Origin of the sequence: Bacillus sp. 196mf, from assembly GCF_003217275.1 — a bacterium.
GTDB classification, from domain to species: Bacteria; Bacillota; Bacilli; order Bacillales; family Bacillaceae_G; genus Bacillus_A; species Bacillus_A thuringiensis_S.
The window spans coordinates 161,261-183,150 of sequence record NZ_QJTG01000001.1; the positions used below are offsets into that span (position 1 = coordinate 161,261).

Sequence of the window (21,890 nt, forward strand, 5' to 3'; positions counted from 1 at the left end):
TCATATTATAATTTAGTTATCCTGCTATTTATAGGGAAAGGATTGCCTATAAAGTACTGATTAAAGTTTTATTTTATTTTTACTATCTTTGGGGGTGTTCTATATGCACTATGCATTTTCACGTATAAGGCTACGTAGCTTTTTTGGATGGATGATTATAGGGGTGTTCCTTATAATGATACCATTAGGTCTAGCAAATGTTTCTGAGAATACGATGGAGGTTATTTCACAAATAACTGTATTTTTTGTATTTCCGTTACTTTGGCTATACGTAAAAACAAATAAAAATAATGTTGTATTTAACAGTTTTTTTGATAAGCCAGGACGTTTATCTTGGGGATTAATTGTATTAGCAACGATAATGGGGATGATTTTTTCAGTTGGCATATCTCAGATTCAATTTTACATATTAGCACATACGTTACCGAATTTCTTAGTTACTATGCTAGAAGACGGAAATGTTATTAATACGAGTAACGTATATATGACGATATTTACTTTCATTTCAGCATGTGTGTTAGCACCTATTATGGAAGAGGTTATTTTTAGGGGATTTTTCTTACAGCGGATGGCTCATAAATGGGGAATTAAAAAAGCTGTAATTATATCTTCAATTATTTTTGGCCTAGGACATTTTGATGTTATTGGTGCGTTCATGTTTGGTGTCGTTATGTGTCTTTTATACATAAAAACAAAAAATATATGGACGAATATAGCTGTGCACGCTCTAAATAATTTGATTGCAACAAGTATGCAATTTTTCGGTGGAGAAGAAAGTGGTACAATCTCAATTACTGAATTACAAGCGCAAAGTAATTTATGGATTGGTATCGGTCTTACAGTTGTTGGATTACTATGGTTAATTCCGTATGTTTGGAAACAATGGCGTACAGTAAAAGAAGTTGGTGTGCCACCAGTACGTTTTATAAATGAGCAAAAAGTAGTGAATTCATCACAAGAAAATGAAGTGTATAGTCAAGTGATCGTAACCGATAGATTGATGGCCATAGAGTTACCAGATGAGGCTGTAAATAAGCTTCGGTTAGAAGAAAATGATTATGTAACAGTAGCTGTAGAAGAAGATAAAATCGTTATAAAGAAAGCACATAATAGATAATTAAAAAGTAGCTCTTAGGAGCTACTTTTTAATTTGTAATAATTTCTACACGAAAATTATTACCGTTCTTTACATATTTAATATCTGTAACAGTGCGGACTGTCTTTAAAATCTCCACTTTTTCACCAATTCGCGGGATGGTCGGAACATTGTCCCAAATACCAAGCAAGTCATCTAATTGTGCCGTTTTTTCATAAAACCAGATTTTCAATGTAAAGCCCCTTTCTCGAACTTTATGTATTTTAATACATAATATAGTATTTTTATTCTTATTGTAAGGGGTTTTTTTATATTTTATGAATAAAAATAAATTAATCTTCTGGGAAGATATGTTCAATATCAGGAGTAAGAGATACTTCTGATAATACGATATGAGAAACTGTCGTTGCATATGAAGAAACATCATTGATAAATTCTTCAAGTTCAACGAGTGAAGGAACAGAAATTTTTACAATGTAGCATAAGCTTCCTGTTACTCGGTAACAAAAACTTGCAGATGGATAAGACTGAATAAATTGTTGCATACGTGTTGTATCACCATTCTTTAAGGTGATTTCTAAAATACAATCTAAAACTAGTCCTGCCTTTTTATAATCAATATCAATTGTGTATTTTTGAATAACACCTTCGCTTTCGAGCTTACGAACACGTTCTGAAGTAGACGGAGCAGATAAGTTTACTCGTTTAGCCAATTCACGCATCGAAAGGCGACTATCATTATATAATTCATTTAAAATTTTTCGATCAACACGGTCTAATTGCATTTGTAAATATACCTCCAGTAAAATAATGATTTTTGTAAAGGGAAAATATAAATTAAGATTCATATGAAATGTAAAGTGAACGTTATTTATTTTACAATAAAACAGAAGGAAATAGGAGGGGAAATGATGGAGAGAATTTCATTATCAAATGTAGGAGATACAAAGTTTCAAAAGTTATTAGGGCATAATTCGGATATATTACACTCGTGGAGTAAGTTAGAAGATACACTGTACAATAAAGGAACTCTTTCAGCAGAGTTGAAGGAGCAAGTGAGAAGAACATTAGCGTATGGGAATGAATGTCTGTACTGTATGGCAAAGGGAAGACCAGATGATGTGCAAAAGGCAGAGGAGATTGGTGTAGCCGTTACTTTTGCGCATACATTTGTTCATGACCGAAAAGCAATAGATGATACTATGTTTCACGCATTAAAACAATATTGGACAGAAAAAGAAATTGTAGAGCTTTGCGCCTATGTTTGCTTTATTACTGCGTCACAACAACTTGGTTTTCTATTTCAATTACAGCCAAATTAAGGGGGAAATGATGACAAATCAAATAGCACTTATCATAATCGATGTACAAAAGGCATTTCAATTACCAGATTGGGGCGAGAGAAATAATATTTTTGCTGAAGAAAACATGAGAATTTTGTTAGAAGAATGGAGAAAAAGGAAACGACCAGTTTTTCATATTCAACATGTAAATAAAGAAAATGCTCAGTCAATGTTTTATGAGAGAGCGGAAACGGTAAACTTTAAAGAAGAAGTGCAACCACTACTTGGTGAAGTGGTTATTCAGAAATTCGTTAACAGCGCGTTCATTGGGACAAATTTAGAAGAGCGATTAAGAAAGAACAAATGTAATGCAGTAGTGGTTGTAGGATTAACGACAAATCATTGCGTGGAAACTACGACACGAATGGCAGGGAATTTAGGATTTACAACATATTTAGTGAGTGATGCAACGGCTACTTTTAACCGTAAAGGTTTAGATGGTAAGGAGTATAGTGCAGAGGATATTCACAATATGACACTTGTAAATTTACATGAAGAGTTTGCTACGATTGTGACGACAAAAGAAGTGTTAAAATTATTTTAAGAAAATAATTGCGAATTATGTAGAAAAAAATAAGAATATTTCGTATAATCTAAGTACAATCATTTTGAAAATAGGGGTGGCATCATATGGAGCAAATTTCAGTAAAGAAATTAGAAGAGGTACTTGTTGTAGCAGGGGATGATAAACAGAAGCAAAAGGAATTTTATGAATTGCTCTTATCTACTGAGTTTTATGTTGCTGGTTCACTAGAAGCAGAGGACGGGGCAACAGAAGGAATACTTCGTTTGCGTCATTTCCAAGGAGAAGGTAGATGGATCGTTCCGTTCTTTACACAAATGGAATTTGTAAAAGATGTGTTGCCAGAAGGAACGCCCCTTATTACGATACGTGGGAAAGAGTTATTTGGTAGCATTGAGAAAGATGCTACAGCTGTATTAAATGTTGGCACTGATATAAGTAAAACATTTATTCCAGAAGAAATTGCAGATATCGCATCTGGACGAATTTTTAATTATTATAAGTAAAAGTAAAAGTAAAAGGAAAAGCGTAATCGCTTTTCCTTTTACTTTTTAATTTGAATATGAAGTGGCTATACCAGAAGAAATAGAGACTGTTTTATTATTCGTGTTTATTGTCGCTGTAGCTCCAAGTGGAATACCGATGTTTGGACTTATATGTCCAATTGGTAAATCGAATAGAACAGGTATATGATATGGCGCGAAATATTCATATAATATTGTTTGCAATGATTGAGATGGCTTTGAAGGAGTGCAGTCGTGACAACTTGTGAAAATAACGCCCCTGCATTCATTAAACTTTCCAGATAAAAGTAGCTGATTTAACATACGGTCAATGCGGTACGGTTCTTCACCAATGTCTTCAAGTAATAAAAGTGTATTGTCCGTATTTATCTCATAGGGCGAGCCAATTATACTTGCTAACACAGCTAAATTTCCTCCAACTAACGTACTTGTAACTGTACTGTGAGAGCTAGGTACGATACATTCTGATGCAGATAAGATGGTTGAATACGGATGGAATAGCTGATTAAAAGAGGATAAAGATAGGGAATCAATACCTTTTCCTAGTTCTTCAATCATCGGACCATGAAATGTTATAAGCTTTGCATAACGTGAAACAGCAGTATGTAAAGCTGTAATATCGCTATATCCCCAGAAGATTTTTGGATTCTGCCTAATAACTTCATATTGAATGTGAGGAAGAAGACGAGCACTTCCATAACCACCTCGTGCACAAAAAATTGCCTTCACTTCATTATTTGTAAATGCTTCATGTATATCGTCAAGCCGAACTTGATCACTTCCGGCTAAAAATCCATATTTCTCGTAAACACTCTTCCCGATTATTACGGATAACCCCATCTCTTGTAATACATTCACACCTTTTAATACATTTTCGATTGTAGGTGGACCAGATGGTGCAATAATCATTACTGTATCACCTTGCTTTAATGCATTTGGATAAATCATTAAGCTCAGCCTCCTTCTCTTTCAATATATTCGCTTCATTTGAGGTCCAACCCTTGCATAAGCAGGGGAAAGCTTATCAAATAAAGAAGATATAAGGGAAATAGGAGGGAAAATGATGTTTACAAGTCGAGTAACAGACATATTAAAAATTGAGTATCCCGTTGTTCAAGCCGGTATGGCAGGCGCGATTACGACGCCAGAACTCGTTGCAGCAGTAAGTAATAGCGGAGGATTAGGGAGGCTTGGAGCGGGCTATATGAGCCCAGAACAAATTCGTGAAGCGATTTATAGAATAAGAGAACTAACAGATAAGCCTTTCGGTGTTAATTTACTTGTAACGAAAGAGATACAAATAGAAGAAGAGAAGGTAAATGAGGCGAAAGTATTACTAAGCGGAGTGAATAGAGAATTAGGTATAGAAGTAGAAGGAACGTTAAAGCTTCCAAAAAGCTATAAGGAACAATTACAAGTGCTATTAGATGAAAAAGTACCAGTCGTTAGTCTTGCATTTCAAACGTTAGAAAAAGAAGAAATAAATGATTTAAAAAGAAGTGGAATAAAAGTTATCGGAACAGCTACCCATGTGAAGGAAGCGAAAGTACTTGCCGAGCTAGGAGTAGATATTATTATCGGACAAGGTAGCGAAGCAGGAGGGCATAGAGGAACGTTTATTGGGAAAGAACGAGATGCTATGATTGGTACTTTTGCGTTAGTACCTCAGTTAGTAGAAGCTGTTCCGCATATCCCAATTGTCGCAGCAGGTGGTGTAATGAACGGACAAGGGCTTGTTGCGGCATTGGCACTAGGAGCAAAAGGTGTTCAAATGGGATCGGCCTTTTTAACAAGTGAAGAGAGTATTACGCACGATGTGTATAAAGAAGCGGTTTTACATAGTACAGATACGAGCACAACGGTAACTCGTGCGTTTTCCGGGAAATATGCACGGGGTATCCGGAATGACTTTATAGAGAGACATGAAGGAAAAGAAGAAGGGCTTCCGATGTATCCAGTGCAAAACGTATTAACTTCTAAAATACGCCAAGAGGCAGCGAAGCAAAATAAGGAAGAATATATGTCACTTTGGGCAGGACAGGCAGCATCGTTGGCACGAATCGAATCAGCTCAGCATGTAGTGGAGCGAGTTATGAAAGAAGCGGAGAATGCAATCGAGCAATTACAAAATATATATAAAAAGACCACTTGAGTAATTCAAGCGGTCTTTTCATTAGTTTGCTTTATAAAATTGTTGGATGGCTTCGTCGATGTAAACCCAGCCTTTCCAACCTAAGTGCATATGATCTTTTAAGAAGTATTTATCGTATTCATGATTTGAGAAGTCGGCAATTGGATAACCAGCTTTTTCGATTTGCTCATGAACTTTCTTATAGTATGCTTCGCGGCGTTCTTTCGGGAAGCCAGCGTAGTCGTACCAAGGACCTTTGACAGGAACAGAAATGAAGAGCGGTTTTGCACCAGATTGTTTTAATAAATCAAGTACAATTTGTAAATCTTCATATTCTGGCGATTGGTCATAAGCATCATTTTTTAAGTAACCTTCACGTTGCTTTAATTTTTTCTTAATTTTGCTATTGAAATAATCATCTTCAATACCGTATTCATTAGATCCAGATTCTACTGCACCTGTTTGATCCGCATGTTTACGAGCCTCTTCCCAGTTCATTTGTTTTAATGAAGGATCAAGCTTTTCTTTGTGCGGTTTAATATTAAACATAGCTGTAAATAAATCTTTACGATCTAAAATGTTACGATAAATATAAGCGAAAGGTTTAGCAGCAAGTGCTTTTACTTTATACTTCGTATCATCATAAGCAATGCCTTCAAGCGAAATTTTTAATAAAGTTTCTTTTTTTACAATCTCAAAGTTTAATAAACGCTTTGCAATTTGTTTTTTCATTTCAGGTTTTAAATCATTGTTGAAAATGAAATGGTAACCTTGTTGCTTTGAAAAGTTAGGTGCAAAGTGCGTTTCATCAATACCTTGTGGTACAAACCATTGCGGAGAAAGAACGAATACCATTTTCTTATCTTTCAATTGATCCATTGTAGATGCGAAGTTTAACACATGTACAAGGTCTTGTGTTCCGCCGCGTCCAAGAAGGAATGGTGTGAACCCTTCAGGCTTTACTTTAAAATAATTAGATGGATGGAAAGCATCCATACGTGCGAATTCCGATGAACCGTACATCGGAAGATATTTTGGATTTGCTAACATCTTTTGCTGTAAAATCATACTTTGAATTTTTTCTTCTTTTAAAGAAGTAGCAGCTTGTTCTACTTTTTCATCACTTAAAAGTGGAAGTAGGAAGCGCGTTGGAATAAGTAAGAATACAGCAAAAAGGGCCAATGCTAAAAGCATCGGACCAAATTTTGCTTTGTTCATCGGATTTCTTCCAACTTTTTAATAACCATGTTTGGTGTAGCCCACTCGTCACGGTCAAAATCAGAAATAGAAACTTCAATATCTAAACGCTCTTGGAATTCAACTAATAAAGATACTACAGCGAAAGAATCAAGGATACCTTCTTCAAATAATTGAACATCTAAGTTTTCTTTCACAATATCGTTTTCACATACTTCTTCTAAAATATCTAATACTTGCTCTTTGAATTCTGCCATTTTTAAAATCTCCTTTATATCCGAAATATATTATATGTGCAACTTCTTAATGGAATAAGAAGGGTGCATTAAAAGTATCTGTTAAGGTGTCCAGAGAAAATTAGGAAACCGAAACATACAACGTGGAACGTAATTACAATCGCAAGGACGTGTGTAAATTTATTGTTTGGCCAAAACTTATGCTTTTTGTTTTTTCGTTCGAAAATATCAAATAAAATAAACAGTGCGGCATGATATAGACCATAAATAACATACTGCGCAACAGCGCTTCCTTGGATGTGCCAAATTCCCATAATGAAGAAGTTTAAAAATGCACCGATATACGAAATTGTGTAACGGTTTTTAATTAACTTTTTCTTCGTTGCAAAAAAGACGAAACGCATGTAAATAAAATCACGGAACCAGAATGATAAACTCATGTGCCAGCGGTTCCAGAAGTCTTTAATATTACGACTAAGGAATGGCTTATTAAAGTTTTCTGGCGTTTTAATTCCCATCATATAACTGATACCAATTACGAACGCACTATAACCTGCAAAGTCAAAGAATAATTGCATGCTAGTAGCGTACATAAAAATCACATTAGATAAAAGTGTATCTTGATTGGCGAATACAGCCTTTACAAGATATGTTGTTATCAAGTGCGCGATTATAAATTTATACAGGAAACCTTGGAAAATACGGTTAAACCCTGTATATAGTAACTTTTGATATTCCTCAGCACTAGGCGGCTTTTGAATATCTTTTTGGAATCTACGGTAACGATCGATAGGTCCACTTGAAATCGCAGGGAAGAATAAAACGAATTCCCAGAAATTAAAGAAGGAAAGTTCTTTAATTAAATTATCACGAACTTCAAAGACCATTTGTACAGCTCTAAATGTTACATAAGACATACCTGCGAAAACAATAAAATGCAATTCAGGTACAAATGGTGCGACTTTTGCCAAAATAAGTGGCAAAATCGATAAAATAACAGCTACACAAAACATGAATGTACTATTATTTTGTTTTCTTAAAATTAAATAGCCTTTAATAAGGGCATATTGCCAAATAATAAATGCGGCTAACATAATCGCTTGCTTCGGTTTATCCGAGAAGATAATAGCAATCATGACTAATGTTAAAACGGCATTATATTTACGCAACATTTTACCTTTTAATCCAGCTATGATAGTAGGTATTAATAAAATGCCCACTATAGCGAAAAAATAAAATGATCCATATGCGGTCATGCTGTAACCTCACTCAATAATTTTTTGCGATCTACCTTTCCATTTGGTGTCATTGGAATAGAAGATTGATACATGAATTTACGTGGAATCATGTAGTTTGGTAATCGCTCATTGAGTTCTTTTTTGATTGCAGATGTTAATTTGAATTCTTTTTCAAACGAATGTTCTCCAGGAACAACAACCGCTAATAAATAATCGTATTTCTCACCTTTTTTAATTGGAACGATAACTGCACCTTCTACGTAAGAACACGCACGAAGGTGATGCTCAATTTCTTCTAATTCCATTCGATAACCATGCAGCTTAATTTGGAAATCAAGACGACCATTATAGAATAGAAGACCATTTTCAACATAGCCAGCATCGCCTGTTTTATAGGCGCGCTCACCGTCAATCATAGTAAATGCTTTTTCTGTTAATTCAGGGCTGCCTAAATATCCAACGCTTACGCTTGGACCGACAATTACGATTTCGCCTTTTTCACCATCAGGTGCAATCGTACCATCTTCTTTCATAATAAGAAGGCGACAGTCTGATTTACAGTAGCCAACTGGAAGTGATTTGTATTGATCAATCACTTCTTCTGTCACGTGAATACCTGTTACAGCGACAGTAGCTTCTGTTGGACCATACGTATTCATAATTGTTGCATTTGGGAAACGCTCAATTAATTTTCTAGCTACTTCATTTGGTAACACTTCACCGCAGAATAAGAATGTTTTCATGTTTGGTAGCATATTCTCAGAGAAAGATGCTTCCATTAAACACATCTCTGCGAAAGAAGGTGTGGAAGTCCATACTTGTATATCCGATTGCTCTAAAGAAGCAAACAAGTCTTTTGGACGCGCAATCATATCTTTATCGATTGCCCAAAGCGTACCACCTGTTACTAATGATGGGTAAATATCCATAACAGATAAATCGAATGAGAAAGGTGCTTGGTTTAAGAATACTTGCCCTGTTTGTAAGTTGAAATCTTCTACAGCCCATTTTGTAAAGCTAACAAGGCAGTTATAAGTAATCTGAACCCCTTTCGGATTACCTGTGCTTCCTGATGTGTAAATAATGTAGAAGTTCTCATCACCTTTTACCGCATGTTCAGGATTTGGAGTGTTCCCTTTATGAGTAAAGAAAATATCTTTTAAGTTGTCTTCACTTACGATGCGAACTGGCAAATCAGTTACAGTTACTTCTGCTGCCGATAAAAGCAATTTCGCACCAGAATTTTCAGCGATACGTTGTACACGATCAGCTGGGATAGATAAATCTACAGGAATGTAAGCATGTCCAGCTTTTACACATCCTAAAAAGTTAATAATCATTTCAGGTTGCATATGGCCATACACCATAATTGGTGAACGATCGTCTGGATACTCAGAAGAAATCCAATGTGCTAACGCATCAGAATCTTCCTTTAATTGTTTGTACGTAATTTTCGCATCTCGCCAAACAAAAGCGGTTTGATCAGGCGTTTCTGCAGCCCACTTTTCAATTTGTTCTAATAACTTCATAACGTTCCCACCCTAGAATTCATTGTAAATAAATGTACTTGTGTTTGTATCATGGAATCCATACAACCAAAGTAATGCAAATAAAATTGCAAGGTAATAAACCGTCTTTGCAACCCATTGTGTGAGTGGTCGAGACCATATCTCTTTTAATCTTTCCATGTCTTTCCCTCTCTTAATGAAATAATAGCTCTTTGTAGGTATCATGTCCTACATTATTGTGAAAAAAACAAAATCCCACATTTTAGGTAAAAATAAGTCAAAAGGCTCTTTTCTGATATTAGCACTAAATACTAAAAAAGAAAATCCCTAACTTAGCAATTATATTACATTCAGCATGAATTTGTAATGGGTTTGACATGTAAATAGAAAGTGGATTGTGTGAATACATAAAAGTGGACTATAAGAATACGTAAAAATGCAGTATTTGTTTTTATTAATCATTTAAGACGGAGTAAAATTTAAAATTTCTAGTTCTTTTGAAAAGGAGGAAATTATCATGAATAGAGTGTGGAAGAGTCTAATTTCGGAAGAAAATATCGTGAAATGGAGAAGGCATTTTCATAAGTATCCGGAATTATCATTTCATGAAAAAGAAACTTCGCAATTTATATATGATACACTATGCTCATTTTCTTCTTTTGAAGTAACGAGACCGACGAAGTATAGTGTACTAGCAATTAAAAGGGGTGTGAAGCAAGGGAAAGTAATTGCGATTCGAGCTGATATAGATGCTTTGCCAATTCAAGAGGAGACAAGTAAATCTTATACATCTGTGAAAAAAGGAATGATGCATGCATGTGGGCACGATGCTCACGCAGCTATTTTATTAAGCACTGCAGAGGTGCTTAATAATATGAAGGAAGAGTTTGTAGGAGAAATTCGTCTATTCTTTCAGCATGCAGAAGAAGTATACCCTGGTGGTGGACAAGAAATGGTTGAGGCTGGTGTTATGGACGGTGTTGATTATGTAATAGGTTTACATGTTATGTCTGGCTTGGAAAGTGGGAATGTAGGAATTGTATATGGACCGATGATGGCAGCACCAGACGTATTTACAGTTGAGATCCAAGGCAAAGGAGGGCATGCGGCGCGGCCAGAAGAAACGATTGATCCTATCGCTATCGGAGCGCAGATTATTACAAATCTACAACATATCGTATCTAGAAATACAAGTGCTTTCATGCAAAGAGTCCTTTCAGTTACTCAGTTTCATGGGGGAGTGGCTGACAATATTATTCCTAGTACAGCAACTTTAATGGGAACTGTTCGTTCATTTAATCAAGCATTGAGGGTGGAAGCAGAAGGGAAAATCGAAAAAATTGTGAAAGGAATTACAGAAGCACATGGAGGATCGTATACATATACGTATCGATATGGATATGATCCGGTTATTAATGATGAATATATTACGAAAATAGTAGAAGAAAGTGCACTACATTTGTTTGGGAATGAGCGTGTTGTGAAGCTTGAACCTTCTATGGGTGGGGAAGATTTTTCAGCATATTTAAGAAAAGCACCCGGTTGTTTCATTAAATTAGGAACAGGTAATGAAAATATATATACTTGTTATCCACATCATCATCCGAAATTTGACGTGGATGAATCAGCATTAATTTGTGGAGTGGAGCTATTCTTAGAGACTACTATAAGATTACTAAAATCATAGAAAAACAAAAAAAGGCAACTGCGCTCTATCGCAGTTGCTTTTATTTCTTTCCGTCAGAGAGGGCTGAGAAAGAACTATGCTCATTTATAGTATATGAATAGCTAACGGACAAGCTTGTACATTTTAATCATTTTTTTAAAAATAGTTATTGACATTGATAATCAATGTCAATTAATCTAAATATAGTTGAAATTGATAATTATTATCAATAGGATGGATGCGACATGTTAATGAGAAAAAAATTTCACCTTCTACGGAGGGGATTAAAAGATAAAAATAAAGATGTTAATCAGCATATGGAATGGCAACGAAATGTAATTCGGTCTGAATATGTAGATGAGAAGAAGAGCATTCAAACAGAAAAAGAGATACAAAGTAAAGGGAGAGGTTCAGTTGAGTAAGTTAGTAATGATTTTTGCAAGTATGAGTGGAAATACAGAGGAAATGGCTGACCATATTGCCGGCGTAATTCGTGAAACAGAAAATGAAATTGAAGTTATTGATATTATGGATTCACCAGAAGCTTCTATATTGGAACAGTATGATGGAATTATTTTAGGTGCATACACATGGGGAGATGGTGATCTTCCTGATGATTTCTTAGATTTTTATGATGCAATGGATTCTATTGATTTAACTGGGAAAAAAGCGGCAGTATTCGGATCATGTGATTCGGCTTATCCGAAATACGGAGTGGCGGTTGATATTTTAATAGAAAAGCTACAAGAGCGCGGAGCAGCAGTTGTGTTAGAAGGACTAAAAGTAGAATTAACGCCAGAAGATGAAGATGTAGAAAAATGTTTACAGTTTGGAGCTGAATTTGTAAAACACCTTTCTTAATGGCAGAAGGGAGCTGAAGAGCAAGTGCATGAGAAAATCTCAATCAAAACGATGACAGATTATCATTTGTATGATTTTATGCGGTGTCCGCATAAATTTTATTTTCGTCATATAAAAAGAAGAGAACCTTCTTCATTTGAATGGCAACAAATAGCGCAAATGATTGTGAATCAAATTATTAACGAGTATTACACGCTACCTGCGGGTCAACAAACGAAAATTGTACTTTTAATATTAATAGAAAAGTATTGGAAAAAAGTAAGGATTAATATGTTTGCTTCGAAGACGGAGTACTATATTGTATTAGCGAAGCTAACGGATCACTTATTACAGTTTGTTGAAAGGGATGATAGTCAGACACCACCATTGTTTTTATACGAGAAGTTTCAAACATATATGGAAGAGTTAGGTGTCCACATGTCATTGACATTTGAAGTTGGTGAGTGGAATGCTGAGTCGTTTGTAATTAAAAAGTATGTTGTCGATGCGGATGAGGAAATGCTTGCTCTTTGTCAGAAGCTAATGACAGTATTCAGTTATAAAGCTTTCGGCGTTCTTCCAGGAAAAATTGAAGTTATTAATTTAATAGAAGGAACTAAGTATGAGTACATTCCGAAACAGGAAGATATTATAACTGGAATGGCTGATTTATCTAGAATGAAAGAAATGTTACAGCAACCTGAGCACTATACAGAGCGTCATTTTCGTTCTGAGTGTATAAGTTGTGCGTTTCATAGTGAATGCCAAGGGGAAGAAGTAAAGAAAGAAGCGAAACAGAAGAAAAATATAGTTCATTAAAGGATGCAACTTTGCATCCTTTTTTGTTATTGACATGAAAAGCTTTTCATCATTTACGGTATATTTGTAGCAGATTTTAATAAAGTGAAACTTTAATCAGTGGGGGTCAATCGGGCTACCCGCAAATAGCGGGATAAAGGGAGGAATAATCAATGAAAGATGAAACGAAAGTATTTCAATGGTTAAAAGAACAAAATGCTCCTTTTGAAATTCAACTGCAAATTTTACAGGCATTTCAATTGTATAAAGTTATTGTTGAAATGGATAAAAAGTTAATGATGTATGAGGAGAGAGTATATAGGGAGAGAATGTAATCTCATCCCTGTAATATCGTTTTTAGTTGTTCTGTACTTGTAATGAATTCGAGTTCATTCTCTGATTCAAAGTTATAAATAATATTATGTAGTAAAGGACTATATTGATAAAAGGTAGTAATGCGGTGAATGAGTAATGGATCATGATGAGAAATAAGTGTACTGTACTGTTCATATACAGATGTAGTAAACTCATGTCCGAAATCATAATATAGTCCTGCAAAATCAAAAGCAGGATCGCCAATTTGCGCATCACCAAAATCGATAACACCTGAAATGCGTTTGTTCTGCTTGTTAAATAAAATGTGATGATGTGTAAAATCAGCGTGAATGATTGTATTTTGAAAATTAGATGTAGCTAGACAGGCAAAGAAATTCTTGAATAAACGATTTAAGGCTGATTTCTGGAACGAAGTAAGATTGTTAGTAACATACTGATTTAATTTAGTTTGTAGCTCTTTCCAGTAGGTAAGTGTTTTTTCAATAGGGAATCCTAACGCTGTAACACTTTTTAGAGGAATACTATGTAGAGCAGCAAGGAAAGTTGCTAATTGTGTAATAAGTGCTTTTCGTTCTTGTTTTTCTAGTGTAGTAACTATTTCTGTTTTTAAAGGTTTACCATGAATGAGAGTATAGTAACTACAAAGCGGAATAGCATCAGTCTCCTTTTTATAGAATAGGTGATACTTTGGAACTTTAATTTCATGTAGTGAACAAGAGAGAAGTGTGCATAGTTCTTTTTCTAACGGAATTCGCATTGCATATTCCTGTTTTCGCGGGAAACGAAACAGTAGCTCATCATTTACTATAATTGCTACATTATCCCAACCTTCTTCATTTTGTTTATATGAATGTATAGAAAGATTAGGCAAAGCTTCTTTTATATAATGTTTGTAAGAGTCCATAATTGTTCCTCGTTTCTGAGTTAAGTTATTCTACTTTATGATATCAGAATTTTCTTTCTGTATGTTAAAATATAGCTATCATTATGAAGAAGGGCGGGAGTATTACGAAAAAAAGACTGTTAATCATTTCTCTATGTATCGCTTTTGTATTGTTTTGGTCATATAAAGAGGAGGTTTTTGCTACCTTTAAACCGATTGATCAGTACGAGTTAAATAAGGAATTAAAGAACAAAAGTATAGAAAATTTAACTCATAATGAAATGAAAAAGGTAGGAGAGCATTTTGTGACCGAGCAACTATCCGTGTTTGAGTTTAATAATAAAGAAGATGTGAAACGAAAAGGTGAAGAACTATTTTTAAATAGAGGGTATGAACAATTAATAGAAAATTATTATCCCAATCGTTTTCAAGATTTAGAGTATAAATTTACAAGCGAGGAGATACGTGAAGAGACAGATGAGAGTTTTCTCTATCAAGCTGTAGCGTACGTTGCGGGTACTGAAAATGGTAAGAGAAGCGAAATGAAATTGAATTATGAAGTGAAAATTGTAAAGGTTAATAATATATTTATGGTGCTAGAACAAAAGCAGCGCGTACAATAAAGGAAATTCATTGCTCAATAGATCATTTGGGGGTGTACTACTTAATGCGGAATAAAAAGGCCCTCAAGGAATCAAGGACCTTTAAAGATTTTCATTTTGTTGACCAAGTTCTTTTTGAGCAATATATAAATTTCCTTGCTCTACTTGTTTAAGTGTATGAACAGAATCGCCTGCATATCCTTTTTGTGTTTTAACAGTTCTTTTGGAACGATTGGAATTTTGTTTCTTCATATAATAGGCCACCTTTCATCAAAAATAAACGAAAATGATAAGTATGAGTAATACAGCGGCGAAAATGGTAATGCCCATTAAAAACGAAGTGTTTTTATATTTAGGTGGCTTATGTACATCTTGCCGATATCCAGGTGAAATTTCAGGGGCAAATTCTTCATCGAATGATTGCTTTTTTTCTTTGTCGTCCATATGTACCCACCTTTCTTTTTCATTATATTATACGTTACAAGAAAAAATATGCATAAAGAAAACAGCCGCTTTATTATTAGCGGCTGTTTTGTGTTGTATATTTTCGTTGTACTTGAAAGAGACGGATAAGGAGGAAGGCAGCGCCAAATGCTAGACCGATAATAAGACCGATCCAATAACCTTTTGCGGCCCATTCTGTATATGTTGCTAATATGTAACCTAGTGGTAGACCTATTATCCAATAAGCAATTAAAGTCATAATTAGAGCAACATTTACATCTTTATACCCACGCAGAGCTCCTTGTACAGGGGTTGCAATTGCATCTGAAATTTGAAATAAAATCGCAAAGATAAGAAATTCTTTTGCTAAATGATGAACTTTTGCATCTGTCGTATAAATAGAAGCAATTTGATTATCAAAGAAGTAGAGAAGAATTGAATATAATAAAGCAAAGGCAAGGGCTAATCCAATTCCAATCAGTCCGTATTGTTTTGCATTATCGTAACGTTTTGCTCCAACTTCGAATCCGACTGCAATAGTCATTGCCATTGCTAAACTTAGCGGAGTCATATATAACAAGGAAGCAAAGTTCATAGCTGCTTGGTGAGCTGCAATAGTTGTCGTACTAAAATTACTCATCATGAGCGTTACCGCAGCGAAAATACTCGTTTCAAAAAAGATAGCAAATCCGATAGGAACGCCAAGCTTTAAGAATGTTGTCCAACTCGAAAGAGAAGGGCGATATAATTGTTTGAAAATGTTGAAAGAGGCAAAAGGCTCTTTCGTCTGAATAATAATGACTGTAATAATTAAAATGCACCAATATGTTGCAGTGGAAGCAATTGCTGCTCCGACACCACCAAGCTTTGGGAAACCGAAGTTACCAAAAATTAACAGGTAATTTAATATTACGTTAATTGGTAATGATAGTAATGTAATAATCATCGTTGTGCGAGTTTTTCCTAATGCATCAATAAATCCACGTAAAACAGTGTAAGTGAATAAAGGTATAATTCCTATTGCGATAATACTTAAAAATTGAGCTGCAATTCGTTCCACAGGTTCTTCTAAGCGCATGCCGTTTAAAATAGGTGAAACGACGAAGAAACCGATGAGGATAACAACGAAGCTAGCACAAATTGCTAAATAAACTGCTTGTATGACAACGTGGGGAACGTCCTTTTTTTTCTTGGATCCGACGAGCTGTGCAACAATGGGAGTAGTAGCCATTAAAATTCCTGTTAATCCCGTACTAACTGGAAGCCATATACTTGTTCCAATTGCAACACCTGCTAAATCAGTTGGACTTGCATGTCCTGACATTGTTGTATCAAAAAAACTCATCGCAAATAATGACATTTGCGTTACGAAAATCGGAAAAAATAGTAATACAAATTGCTTTAACTTTTGTGAAAATGAAGTAGTTTCTTTCATAAAATCCCCTTTCCATATAAAAAAACAAACTCTTACTATCATACAATTTAATCAAAGATTAGAAAAGAAATACGCGCCTACAACATATGAAACCAATAAAAAAAGGATGCACTTTGAAAAGGGATAAGGTATTATGATAAGGTGTGAAAAAATTACATATTATTTGTTATTAAGGAGGCACTACTTGTGGCTGATTGGTTAATTGGTTTAATCATGGGTGCTGTTGAAGGGTTAACAGAGTTTCTACCAGTATCATCAACAGGACATATGATTTTAACAGGACATTTAATTGGATTTGACGATGAGAGAGCGAAAGTTTTTGAAGTTGTTATCCAATTGGGATCGATTTTAGCAGTTGTTGTTATATTTTGGAAGCGTCTATGGTCGTTAGTTGGAATAGGTAAAGTAACAGACGGACCATCGTTAAATTTATTACATATTATTATCGGGATGATTCCTGCCGGGATACTTGGCGTATTATTCCATAGCACTATTAAAGAGGTTTTATTTGGTCCAGGACCAGTTGTTATTAGCTTAGTAGCCGGTGGTATTTTAATGATTGTTGCTGAGAAGTTTTCAAAACCAAGTACAGCAAGAACGTTAGATGAAATCACATATAAACAGGCATTTACAATTGGAATGTTTCAATGTTTAGCTCTTTGGCCAGGATTCTCTCGTTCTGGTTCTACAATCAGTGGTGGTTTATTAGCTCGCGTGTCGCATACAGCGGCAGCTGAATATACGTTCATTTTAGCGGTACCGATGATGGTAGCTGCAAGTGGATTAGATTTAATTAAAAGCTGGGATGTATTAAGCTCAGCAGATATAACGCTATTTGTAACAGGATTTGTAACTGCATTCGTTGTTGCGATGCTTGCAATTGTTTCATTCTTGAAATTATTATCTCGTGTGAAACTAACACCGTTCGCTTATTATCGTTTCATTTTAGCTGCGGTATTCTATTTCTTCATTATGTAATAAAAAAACCTGCCGAGCTCGGCAGGTTTTTTATTTTACTATTTTTTCCACCATATTTTCCATTACATGCTCCCAAAGAGAAGTATCATCAGCTAATGTAGCACGGAAATTAGCATACATTTCTTTTTGTTTTTCTTCGAATGTTGGATCTTCTTTTTCAGGTAATGTAGCGCGCATTGAAGTTACTAATTCTTGTACTTTTGGAGCGCGTGGTCCAAAGACGGCTTGTTCATTTCCATCTTTATCAATGAAAATAAAGATTGGAATCGCACGTGCTGTTCCATTTGTTAAATATTGATCCATTAATTCTAAGTTTTCGTCGCGAATTAATAAACTCATTTCAATATTTGCAACTTCAGAAATTCGTTTCATAACAGGTACGCATAAAAGAGCATCGCCACACCAATCAGCAGTTAATACGATAACACGCCAGCCGTCATTTTGACGTTCTTCTAATACAGGAAGTAATTCATTTGGAATTAAAAAGTTATTGTAAATGTGTAGTAGCTCGTATTGGTTTACTTGCATTTCATTCACATATGTATCAAAGGACATACCTTTATCAGCCCATTGTTGTAAGTTCATAATTAACACCTCTTTAGTAAGATTTGCTTTCATTGTACCAATTTTTATATAGAAAAGCTTGTATTCTTACTCTTTCTCGTCACTTAATAATTTATTTAAGAGGAAAAAGAATAGTACGACACATAATTCAGCTATGTTGGACATTTGTACGCTTTCTATCCAATCATCAGCAGTATGAATGACGAACCAATCTAGTGTAATTTCAATGAATGAGAAAAGAGTAATAGAAATCCAATTTGGCATGTTTTGTGTTAGTGGATATAGCAGCGTTTTGAAGAAACTGAAGATGAAAAAATGTAATACTGTCTAAGAAAGTGATTAATAAAAAAAAGAGAAGTAACGCAGTACGTGAACTATACTCTATACCTGTAATTTGAAAGATTCCTACATATACAAAAAATATAAATGCAAAAAATTATAATGAGAAAAAGAGCGATAATACTAATGATAATCGTTTTATCTTTTAGGCTGAGATTTGAGAATTTCTCCTCCTCATGCATTAAAATACCCCCTTTTTCTGGAAGTTAACTTCATTTTATCATGAAATACATATTAAAAAACTACGAATTATGGGAAAATAAGGTGACAAAAAGTAAGATTTCATGTAAAATTATTAATAAGGTTTTTATTTAACTAAATGAAATAAAAGGAGCTGTCAAAGTTGTCTCAAAATCGAGAGCAATTAATGGAAGAACTATCGACAAATGTGTTTGCTATGTTTCGCACATTGCGTAATGATATCGGAAAAATATTCGGTGGTTACATACCGTGGAATGAATTCATCGTTCTGAGAATATTAAATCGTACGAATAAAGAAATGGTATCGCGTGTAGCAAATGAATTAAATGTGTCGAATAGTCATATTACAGCTGTTACAGAAAAATTAATTAATAAAGGTTTTGTAACTCGTTCACGTTCTACATCAGATCGCCGAGTTGTGTATTTAGAGATTACAGAACAAGGGAAAGATTTAGTTGCGAAAATGGAAGATGCGAAAAAACAATATTTACAAGAAAGATTCTCTACACTTTCAGAAGATGAAATGAATGTAATGATTTCGATTTCCAAAAAACTTATTTAAGTGATTATAAACAAGAAAACGCTTACGTGATGAAAGAGAAGATCTTCCTTATATATGGAAGGTCTTCTTTCGTGTGTAATAGATGTTAAAAAATAAAATGTGTATGAAAAAAGATAGAGCGCCATACTACTAATACAAGGAAGGGAGGGAGAAATATGACGAATCGTAACGGTAGTAAAGGGAGCGGTAATCAAGGATCACCAAAGTCTGGCCAGTTTAATCAGGAATTTAGCACTGAATTTGAAACTGGTAATGATAATAAAGGGAAAGAATATCGTTCTAAAAAAGGGAGTAAATCAAAAAAGGAGTGAATATATTCACTCCTTTTTTGATTTACGATGCTGCCGATTGATCAGTATTATATTTTTCTTCTGATTTTGCGACAATCATTGCGCAAATTGCATCCCCAGAAATGTTTACAGCTGTTCTAGACATATCTAGAATACGGTCAATACCGATAATTAAAGCGATACCTTCTACTGGTAGATTTACTTGATTTAAAACCATTGTAAGCATTACAAGTCCAACACCTGGTACACCAGCAGTACCGATACTAGCTAGTACAGCAGTTAATACGACCATAGCTAATTGCGGTAATGTAAGTTCAACTCCGTATACTTGAGCGATAAATACAGTTGCCACCCCTTGCATAATGGCAGTACCATCCATATTAATAGTTGCCCCTAGTGGTTGTACAAATGAGCTTATCGCTTTTGGAACGCCAAGCTTATCTTGTGCTGTTTTCATTGCAAATGGAAGCGATGCATTAGAGCTAGATGTACTAAATCCAATTGCCATTACTGGTCCGAAATGTTTAAAGAAACGAACAATACTTTCTTTTGCTAATACCTTTAATAAGCCACCATATACAAAGACCCCGTGAATAATGAGTACTAACATAACGACAATCATATACTTGAACATCGCAGCGACGCCTGCAAGCCCCATTTTACCAACGGATGAAGCGAGCAAACCGAATGTTCCAATTGGGGCTAATTTCATAACGAGATTAACGAGATACATCATTAATTCGTTGCCCTGTTCAAGTAATGAATGGATACCTTGAACTCGTTTTCCTAAAATAGCTATACCGAGTCCAATCAATACGGCAAAGGCAATGATTTGTAACATGTTTCCGTCAGCCATCGCTTTTGCTGGGTTATCTGGTACGATATTTAGCAATGTGTCGACGAAAGATGTTTCAGTTTTTGCACCTTCATACTTAAGACCTTCTGTTTTAAAATTACCGCCAGCTCCTGGTTTTATAATAAGTGCAAATGTAACCGCTATAGAGATGGCAACCGCAGTTGTTACGAGAAAGAATGAAATTGATTTTAAACCGATTCTTCCAAGTTGTTTCGGATCTCCAAGGCCGGCAGCACCAAGTACGATAGAAATGAATACAACAGGAACAACTAGCATTTTAATAAGTCGAATAAACAATTGACCAATTGGGTTGAACACATATTGATTTAGTGGCTCAAAGATAGATGGAGCGGCTAAATTTAGAGTGAGTCCAACAACTAGACCTAGAAATAATGCGATTAAGATTGCTTTTGTTTGTTTCAATAAAATCCCCCTTTTGTTTTTGCGAAATTCCTTCCTAAAGTAATTATACCGAAAAAATACCTAATTTGACAATATTTTCTGAATTTTTAGGATTTTATTTAAGTACAGATAGATTGATTTTGTGTTTGGAAAATAAAAGAGACCATCACATAGGATGGTCAAGGGAAGGGGACAATTTATGTCAATTTAATTAGGGATGGAAGTTGCTTTAAGACACTGGGGAATGTCTTATAAATTAGGGAGGAACAACTTCGATACATATACTATAAAAGATAGGTGTGACTCTCATGTGAACATAGGGTGAAAGAGAGAGGGAGTTTTAAATAAAAGATAGAAAGACAAAAAAATAAGACCATCATTTATAAGATGGTCAAGGAAGGGGACAATTTATGTCAATTTAATTAGGGATGGAAGCTGTTCAAAGACACTGGGGAATGTCTTATAAATTAGGGAGGAACAACTTCGATACATATACTATAAAAGGTAGATGTGACCTCTGTGTGAACATCGAGTGAAAGAGAGAGGAAGTTTTAAATAAAAGATAGAAAGACAAAAAAATAAGACCATCACATAAGATGGTCAAGGGAAGGGGACAATTTATGTCAATTTAATTAGGGATGGAAGCTATTCAAAGACACTGGGGAATGTCTTATAAATTAGGGAGGAACAGCTTCGATACATATACTATAAAAGGTGAATGTGACCTCTATGTGAACATAGAGTGAAAGATATGGGGATTTGAAAAATAGTACATATGAAATTGTTATTGCTAGCAATATTGAGTTAGGATATATAGTTTTCCAGCATAAAAGAAAAAGAAGTCTGAATATAAATAAAAGTTGTAATCTATGAAAAAAAGGATTATGCTCAACTATAT

General features: G+C 34.8%; 28 protein-coding genes and 1 pseudogene. 14 read left to right on the forward strand and 15 right to left on the reverse strand.

All coding sequences use genetic code 11. The features are described 5' to 3' along the window. Positions 1-103 precede the first annotated feature (103 nt). Positions 104-1,117 (forward strand): CPBP family intramembrane glutamic endopeptidase, encoded by a 1,014-nt coding sequence (locus ATL10_RS00880; protein WP_000558812.1) that lies wholly within the window; start codon positions 104-106, stop codon positions 1,115-1,117. A 28-nt stretch (positions 1,118-1,145) separates the two neighbouring features. Here the strand turns inward: ATL10_RS00880 and ATL10_RS00885 are convergent, their stop codons facing one another. Further along, positions 1,146-1,328 carry a DUF3913 family protein gene (locus ATL10_RS00885; protein ID WP_000707107.1) on the reverse strand — a complete coding sequence of 61 codons (183 nt, stop codon included), beginning with the start codon at positions 1,326-1,328 and terminating at the stop codon, positions 1,146-1,148. 100 nt (positions 1,329-1,428) lie between these two features. Then, positions 1,429-1,881 (reverse strand): Lrp/AsnC family transcriptional regulator, encoded by a 453-nt coding sequence (locus ATL10_RS00890; protein ID WP_001175505.1) that lies wholly within the window; start codon positions 1,879-1,881, stop codon positions 1,429-1,431. 123 nt (positions 1,882-2,004) lie between these two features. On the opposite strand from ATL10_RS00890, the gene ATL10_RS00895 reads away from it, so the two are divergent. The 3 genes from ATL10_RS00895 to ATL10_RS00905 all read left to right on the forward strand — a co-directional run bounded on the left by ATL10_RS00895 (position 2,005) and on the right by ATL10_RS00905 (position 3,468). Then, entirely contained in the window at positions 2,005-2,418 is a 414-nt protein-coding gene (locus ATL10_RS00895; RefSeq protein ID WP_072939645.1) for a carboxymuconolactone decarboxylase family protein, read from the forward strand. Positions 2,419-2,428: 10 nt separating this feature from the next. Continuing rightward, positions 2,429-2,983, forward strand: a complete 555-nt coding sequence (locus ATL10_RS00900; protein ID WP_000184438.1) for a cysteine hydrolase family protein — start codon at positions 2,429-2,431, stop codon at positions 2,981-2,983. A gap of 86 nt (positions 2,984-3,069) precedes the next feature. Next, the gene (locus ATL10_RS00905; RefSeq protein WP_000435265.1) at positions 3,070-3,468 is read left to right on the forward strand and encodes an SseB family protein; all 399 of its coding nucleotides are present in this window, start codon (positions 3,070-3,072) and stop codon (positions 3,466-3,468) included. 45 nt (positions 3,469-3,513) lie between these two features. Here the strand turns inward: ATL10_RS00905 and ATL10_RS00910 are convergent, their stop codons facing one another. Continuing rightward, a complete protein-coding gene (locus tag ATL10_RS00910) occupies positions 3,514-4,434 on the reverse strand; it encodes a S66 peptidase family protein (protein ID WP_000640064.1) in 921 nt (306 codons plus the stop codon). 115 nt (positions 4,435-4,549) lie between these two features. Between ATL10_RS00910 and ATL10_RS00915 the strand changes: the two genes are divergently transcribed. After that, positions 4,550-5,638, forward strand: a complete 1,089-nt coding sequence (locus ATL10_RS00915) for an NAD(P)H-dependent flavin oxidoreductase (RefSeq protein WP_142669921.1) — start codon at positions 4,550-4,552, stop codon at positions 5,636-5,638. Positions 5,639-5,659: 21 nt separating this feature from the next. On the opposite strand, the gene dltD is transcribed toward ATL10_RS00915, so the two are convergent. The 5 genes from dltD to ATL10_RS00940 form a co-directional block, all read right to left on the reverse strand. After that, positions 5,660-6,835, reverse strand: coding sequence for a D-alanyl-lipoteichoic acid biosynthesis protein DltD (dltD, locus tag ATL10_RS00920; protein ID WP_001030287.1), 1,176 nt, complete (start codon positions 6,833-6,835; stop codon positions 5,660-5,662). Continuing rightward, a complete protein-coding gene (dltC, locus tag ATL10_RS00925) occupies positions 6,832-7,071 on the reverse strand; it encodes a D-alanine--poly(phosphoribitol) ligase subunit DltC (RefSeq protein WP_000807310.1) in 240 nt (79 codons plus the stop codon). The genes dltD and dltC overlap by 4 nt, the downstream gene beginning before the upstream one ends. 68 nt (positions 7,072-7,139) lie before the next feature. After that, positions 7,140-8,306, reverse strand: a complete 1,167-nt coding sequence (gene dltB / locus ATL10_RS00930) for a D-alanyl-lipoteichoic acid biosynthesis protein DltB (protein WP_053564929.1) — start codon at positions 8,304-8,306, stop codon at positions 7,140-7,142. Next, positions 8,303-9,817, reverse strand: coding sequence for a D-alanine--poly(phosphoribitol) ligase subunit DltA (gene dltA / locus ATL10_RS00935; protein ID WP_110496248.1), 1,515 nt, complete (start codon positions 9,815-9,817; stop codon positions 8,303-8,305). The genes dltB and dltA overlap by 4 nt, the downstream gene beginning before the upstream one ends. 12 nt (positions 9,818-9,829) lie before the next feature. Continuing rightward, positions 9,830-9,976, reverse strand: a complete 147-nt coding sequence (locus ATL10_RS00940) for a teichoic acid D-Ala incorporation-associated protein DltX (protein ID WP_000440293.1) — start codon at positions 9,974-9,976, stop codon at positions 9,830-9,832. A 337-nt stretch (positions 9,977-10,313) separates the two neighbouring features. Between ATL10_RS00940 and ATL10_RS00945 the strand changes: the two genes are divergently transcribed. The 5 genes from ATL10_RS00945 to ATL10_RS31030 all read left to right on the forward strand — a co-directional run bounded on the left by ATL10_RS00945 (position 10,314) and on the right by ATL10_RS31030 (position 13,435). Next, positions 10,314-11,483: an amidohydrolase gene (locus ATL10_RS00945; RefSeq protein WP_090975907.1), complete on the forward strand. Its 1,170-nt coding sequence runs from the start codon at positions 10,314-10,316 to the stop codon at positions 11,481-11,483. A gap of 224 nt (positions 11,484-11,707) precedes the next feature. Next, the gene (locus ATL10_RS31585) at positions 11,708-11,884 is read left to right on the forward strand and encodes a hypothetical protein (RefSeq protein WP_090975909.1); all 177 of its coding nucleotides are present in this window, start codon (positions 11,708-11,710) and stop codon (positions 11,882-11,884) included. Continuing rightward, complete coding sequence (locus ATL10_RS00955; RefSeq protein ID WP_000041153.1) at positions 11,877-12,323, forward strand: flavodoxin; 447 nt, start codon at positions 11,877-11,879, stop codon at positions 12,321-12,323. The genes ATL10_RS31585 and ATL10_RS00955 overlap by 8 nt, the downstream gene beginning before the upstream one ends. A gap of 24 nt (positions 12,324-12,347) precedes the next feature. Further along, a complete protein-coding gene (locus ATL10_RS00960; protein ID WP_090975911.1) occupies positions 12,348-13,121 on the forward strand; it encodes a hypothetical protein in 774 nt (257 codons plus the stop codon). 152 nt (positions 13,122-13,273) lie between these two features. Next, entirely contained in the window at positions 13,274-13,435 is a 162-nt protein-coding gene (locus tag ATL10_RS31030; protein ID WP_000651086.1) for a hypothetical protein, read from the forward strand. 2 nt (positions 13,436-13,437) lie between these two features. Here the strand turns inward: ATL10_RS31030 and ATL10_RS00970 are convergent, their stop codons facing one another. Next, on the reverse strand, positions 13,438-14,340 hold the full coding sequence (locus tag ATL10_RS00970) for an aminoglycoside phosphotransferase family protein (protein WP_110496250.1): 903 nt from the start codon (positions 14,338-14,340) through the stop codon (positions 13,438-13,440). A gap of 83 nt (positions 14,341-14,423) precedes the next feature. Between ATL10_RS00970 and ATL10_RS00975 the strand changes: the two genes are divergently transcribed. Then, positions 14,424-14,942, forward strand: coding sequence for a biotin transporter BioY (locus ATL10_RS00975; protein ID WP_097924968.1), 519 nt, complete (start codon positions 14,424-14,426; stop codon positions 14,940-14,942). 81 nt (positions 14,943-15,023) lie between these two features. On the opposite strand, the gene ATL10_RS31035 is transcribed toward ATL10_RS00975, so the two are convergent. From ATL10_RS31035 to ATL10_RS00995, 3 genes are all read right to left on the reverse strand, one after another. Beyond that, positions 15,024-15,173 (reverse strand): hypothetical protein, encoded by a 150-nt coding sequence (locus ATL10_RS31035; protein ID WP_000744623.1) that lies wholly within the window; start codon positions 15,171-15,173, stop codon positions 15,024-15,026. An 18-nt stretch (positions 15,174-15,191) separates the two neighbouring features. Beyond that, positions 15,192-15,365, reverse strand: a complete 174-nt coding sequence (locus tag ATL10_RS00985) for a hypothetical protein (RefSeq protein WP_000341062.1) — start codon at positions 15,363-15,365, stop codon at positions 15,192-15,194. Positions 15,366-15,441: 76 nt separating this feature from the next. Continuing rightward, a complete protein-coding gene (locus ATL10_RS00995) occupies positions 15,442-16,800 on the reverse strand; it encodes an MATE family efflux transporter (protein WP_029441800.1) in 1,359 nt (452 codons plus the stop codon). 186 nt (positions 16,801-16,986) lie between these two features. Here ATL10_RS00995 and uppP point away from each other — a divergent pair, with 186 nt between their 5' ends. Beyond that, complete coding sequence (uppP, locus tag ATL10_RS01000) at positions 16,987-17,778, forward strand: bacitracin resistance undecaprenyl-diphosphatase (protein ID WP_000796253.1); 792 nt, start codon at positions 16,987-16,989, stop codon at positions 17,776-17,778. A gap of 30 nt (positions 17,779-17,808) precedes the next feature. On the opposite strand, the gene ATL10_RS01005 is transcribed toward uppP, so the two are convergent. Both ATL10_RS01005 and ATL10_RS01010 read right to left on the reverse strand, forming a co-directional pair. Beyond that, positions 17,809-18,396 (reverse strand): thioredoxin family protein, encoded by a 588-nt coding sequence (locus tag ATL10_RS01005; RefSeq protein ID WP_002040836.1) that lies wholly within the window; start codon positions 18,394-18,396, stop codon positions 17,809-17,811. A 33-nt stretch (positions 18,397-18,429) separates the two neighbouring features. Then, positions 18,430-18,766, reverse strand: a pseudogene (locus ATL10_RS01010) (YrvL family regulatory protein). 258 nt (positions 18,767-19,024) lie between these two features. On the opposite strand from ATL10_RS01010, the gene ATL10_RS01015 reads away from it, so the two are divergent. Both ATL10_RS01015 and ATL10_RS01020 read left to right on the forward strand, forming a co-directional pair. Next, the gene (locus tag ATL10_RS01015) at positions 19,025-19,444 is read left to right on the forward strand and encodes a MarR family winged helix-turn-helix transcriptional regulator (RefSeq protein WP_000081434.1); all 420 of its coding nucleotides are present in this window, start codon (positions 19,025-19,027) and stop codon (positions 19,442-19,444) included. A 155-nt stretch (positions 19,445-19,599) separates the two neighbouring features. Continuing rightward, the gene (locus ATL10_RS01020) at positions 19,600-19,755 is read left to right on the forward strand and encodes a hypothetical protein (protein WP_000184928.1); all 156 of its coding nucleotides are present in this window, start codon (positions 19,600-19,602) and stop codon (positions 19,753-19,755) included. 22 nt (positions 19,756-19,777) lie between these two features. Here ATL10_RS01020 and ATL10_RS01025 read toward each other — a convergent pair whose 3' ends face one another. Next, positions 19,778-21,013, reverse strand: a complete 1,236-nt coding sequence (locus ATL10_RS01025; protein ID WP_000814809.1) for a dicarboxylate/amino acid:cation symporter — start codon at positions 21,011-21,013, stop codon at positions 19,778-19,780. Positions 21,014-21,890 lie beyond the last annotated feature (877 nt).

Excerpts from the sequence above, each read along its gene's own strand:
- dltA (WP_110496248.1), bottom strand. The coding sequence starts at position 9,817 with ATGAAGTTATTAGAACAAATTGAAAAGTGGGCTGCAGAAACGCCTGAT.
- ATL10_RS00915 (WP_142669921.1), top strand. The coding sequence starts at position 4,550 with ATGTTTACAAGTCGAGTAACAGACATATTAAAAATTGAGTATCCCGTT.
- ATL10_RS00890 (WP_001175505.1), bottom strand. The coding sequence starts at position 1,881 with ATGCAATTAGACCGTGTTGATCGAAAAATTTTAAATGAATTATATAAT.
- ATL10_RS01020 (WP_000184928.1), top strand. The coding sequence starts at position 19,600 with ATGACGAATCGTAACGGTAGTAAAGGGAGCGGTAATCAAGGATCACCA.
- ATL10_RS00975 (WP_097924968.1), top strand. The coding sequence starts at position 14,424 with ATGAAGAAGGGCGGGAGTATTACGAAAAAAAGACTGTTAATCATTTCT.
- ATL10_RS00940 (WP_000440293.1), bottom strand. The coding sequence starts at position 9,976 with ATGGAAAGATTAAAAGAGATATGGTCTCGACCACTCACACAATGGGTT.
- ATL10_RS00900 (WP_000184438.1), top strand. The coding sequence starts at position 2,429 with ATGACAAATCAAATAGCACTTATCATAATCGATGTACAAAAGGCATTT.
- ATL10_RS00970 (WP_110496250.1), bottom strand. The coding sequence starts at position 14,340 with ATGGACTCTTACAAACATTATATAAAAGAAGCTTTGCCTAATCTTTCT.
- ATL10_RS00910 (WP_000640064.1), bottom strand. The coding sequence starts at position 4,434 with ATGATTTATCCAAATGCATTAAAGCAAGGTGATACAGTAATGATTATT.
- ATL10_RS00985 (WP_000341062.1), bottom strand. The coding sequence starts at position 15,365 with ATGGACGACAAAGAAAAAAAGCAATCATTCGATGAAGAATTTGCCCCT.
- dltC (WP_000807310.1), bottom strand. The coding sequence starts at position 7,071 with ATGGCAGAATTCAAAGAGCAAGTATTAGATATTTTAGAAGAAGTATGT.
- dltB (WP_053564929.1), bottom strand. The coding sequence starts at position 8,306 with ATGACCGCATATGGATCATTTTATTTTTTCGCTATAGTGGGCATTTTA.
- ATL10_RS00880 (WP_000558812.1), top strand. The coding sequence starts at position 104 with ATGCACTATGCATTTTCACGTATAAGGCTACGTAGCTTTTTTGGATGG.
- ATL10_RS31035 (WP_000744623.1), bottom strand. The coding sequence starts at position 15,173 with ATGAAGAAACAAAATTCCAATCGTTCCAAAAGAACTGTTAAAACACAA.
- ATL10_RS31585 (WP_090975909.1), top strand. The coding sequence starts at position 11,708 with ATGTTAATGAGAAAAAAATTTCACCTTCTACGGAGGGGATTAAAAGAT.
- dltD (WP_001030287.1), bottom strand. The coding sequence starts at position 6,835 with ATGAACAAAGCAAAATTTGGTCCGATGCTTTTAGCATTGGCCCTTTTT.
- ATL10_RS00945 (WP_090975907.1), top strand. The coding sequence starts at position 10,314 with ATGAATAGAGTGTGGAAGAGTCTAATTTCGGAAGAAAATATCGTGAAA.
- ATL10_RS31030 (WP_000651086.1), top strand. The coding sequence starts at position 13,274 with ATGAAAGATGAAACGAAAGTATTTCAATGGTTAAAAGAACAAAATGCT.
- ATL10_RS00995 (WP_029441800.1), bottom strand. The coding sequence starts at position 16,800 with ATGAAAGAAACTACTTCATTTTCACAAAAGTTAAAGCAATTTGTATTA.
- ATL10_RS00895 (WP_072939645.1), top strand. The coding sequence starts at position 2,005 with ATGATGGAGAGAATTTCATTATCAAATGTAGGAGATACAAAGTTTCAA.
- ATL10_RS00905 (WP_000435265.1), top strand. The coding sequence starts at position 3,070 with ATGGAGCAAATTTCAGTAAAGAAATTAGAAGAGGTACTTGTTGTAGCA.
- ATL10_RS01005 (WP_002040836.1), bottom strand. The coding sequence starts at position 18,396 with ATGAAAGCAAATCTTACTAAAGAGGTGTTAATTATGAACTTACAACAA.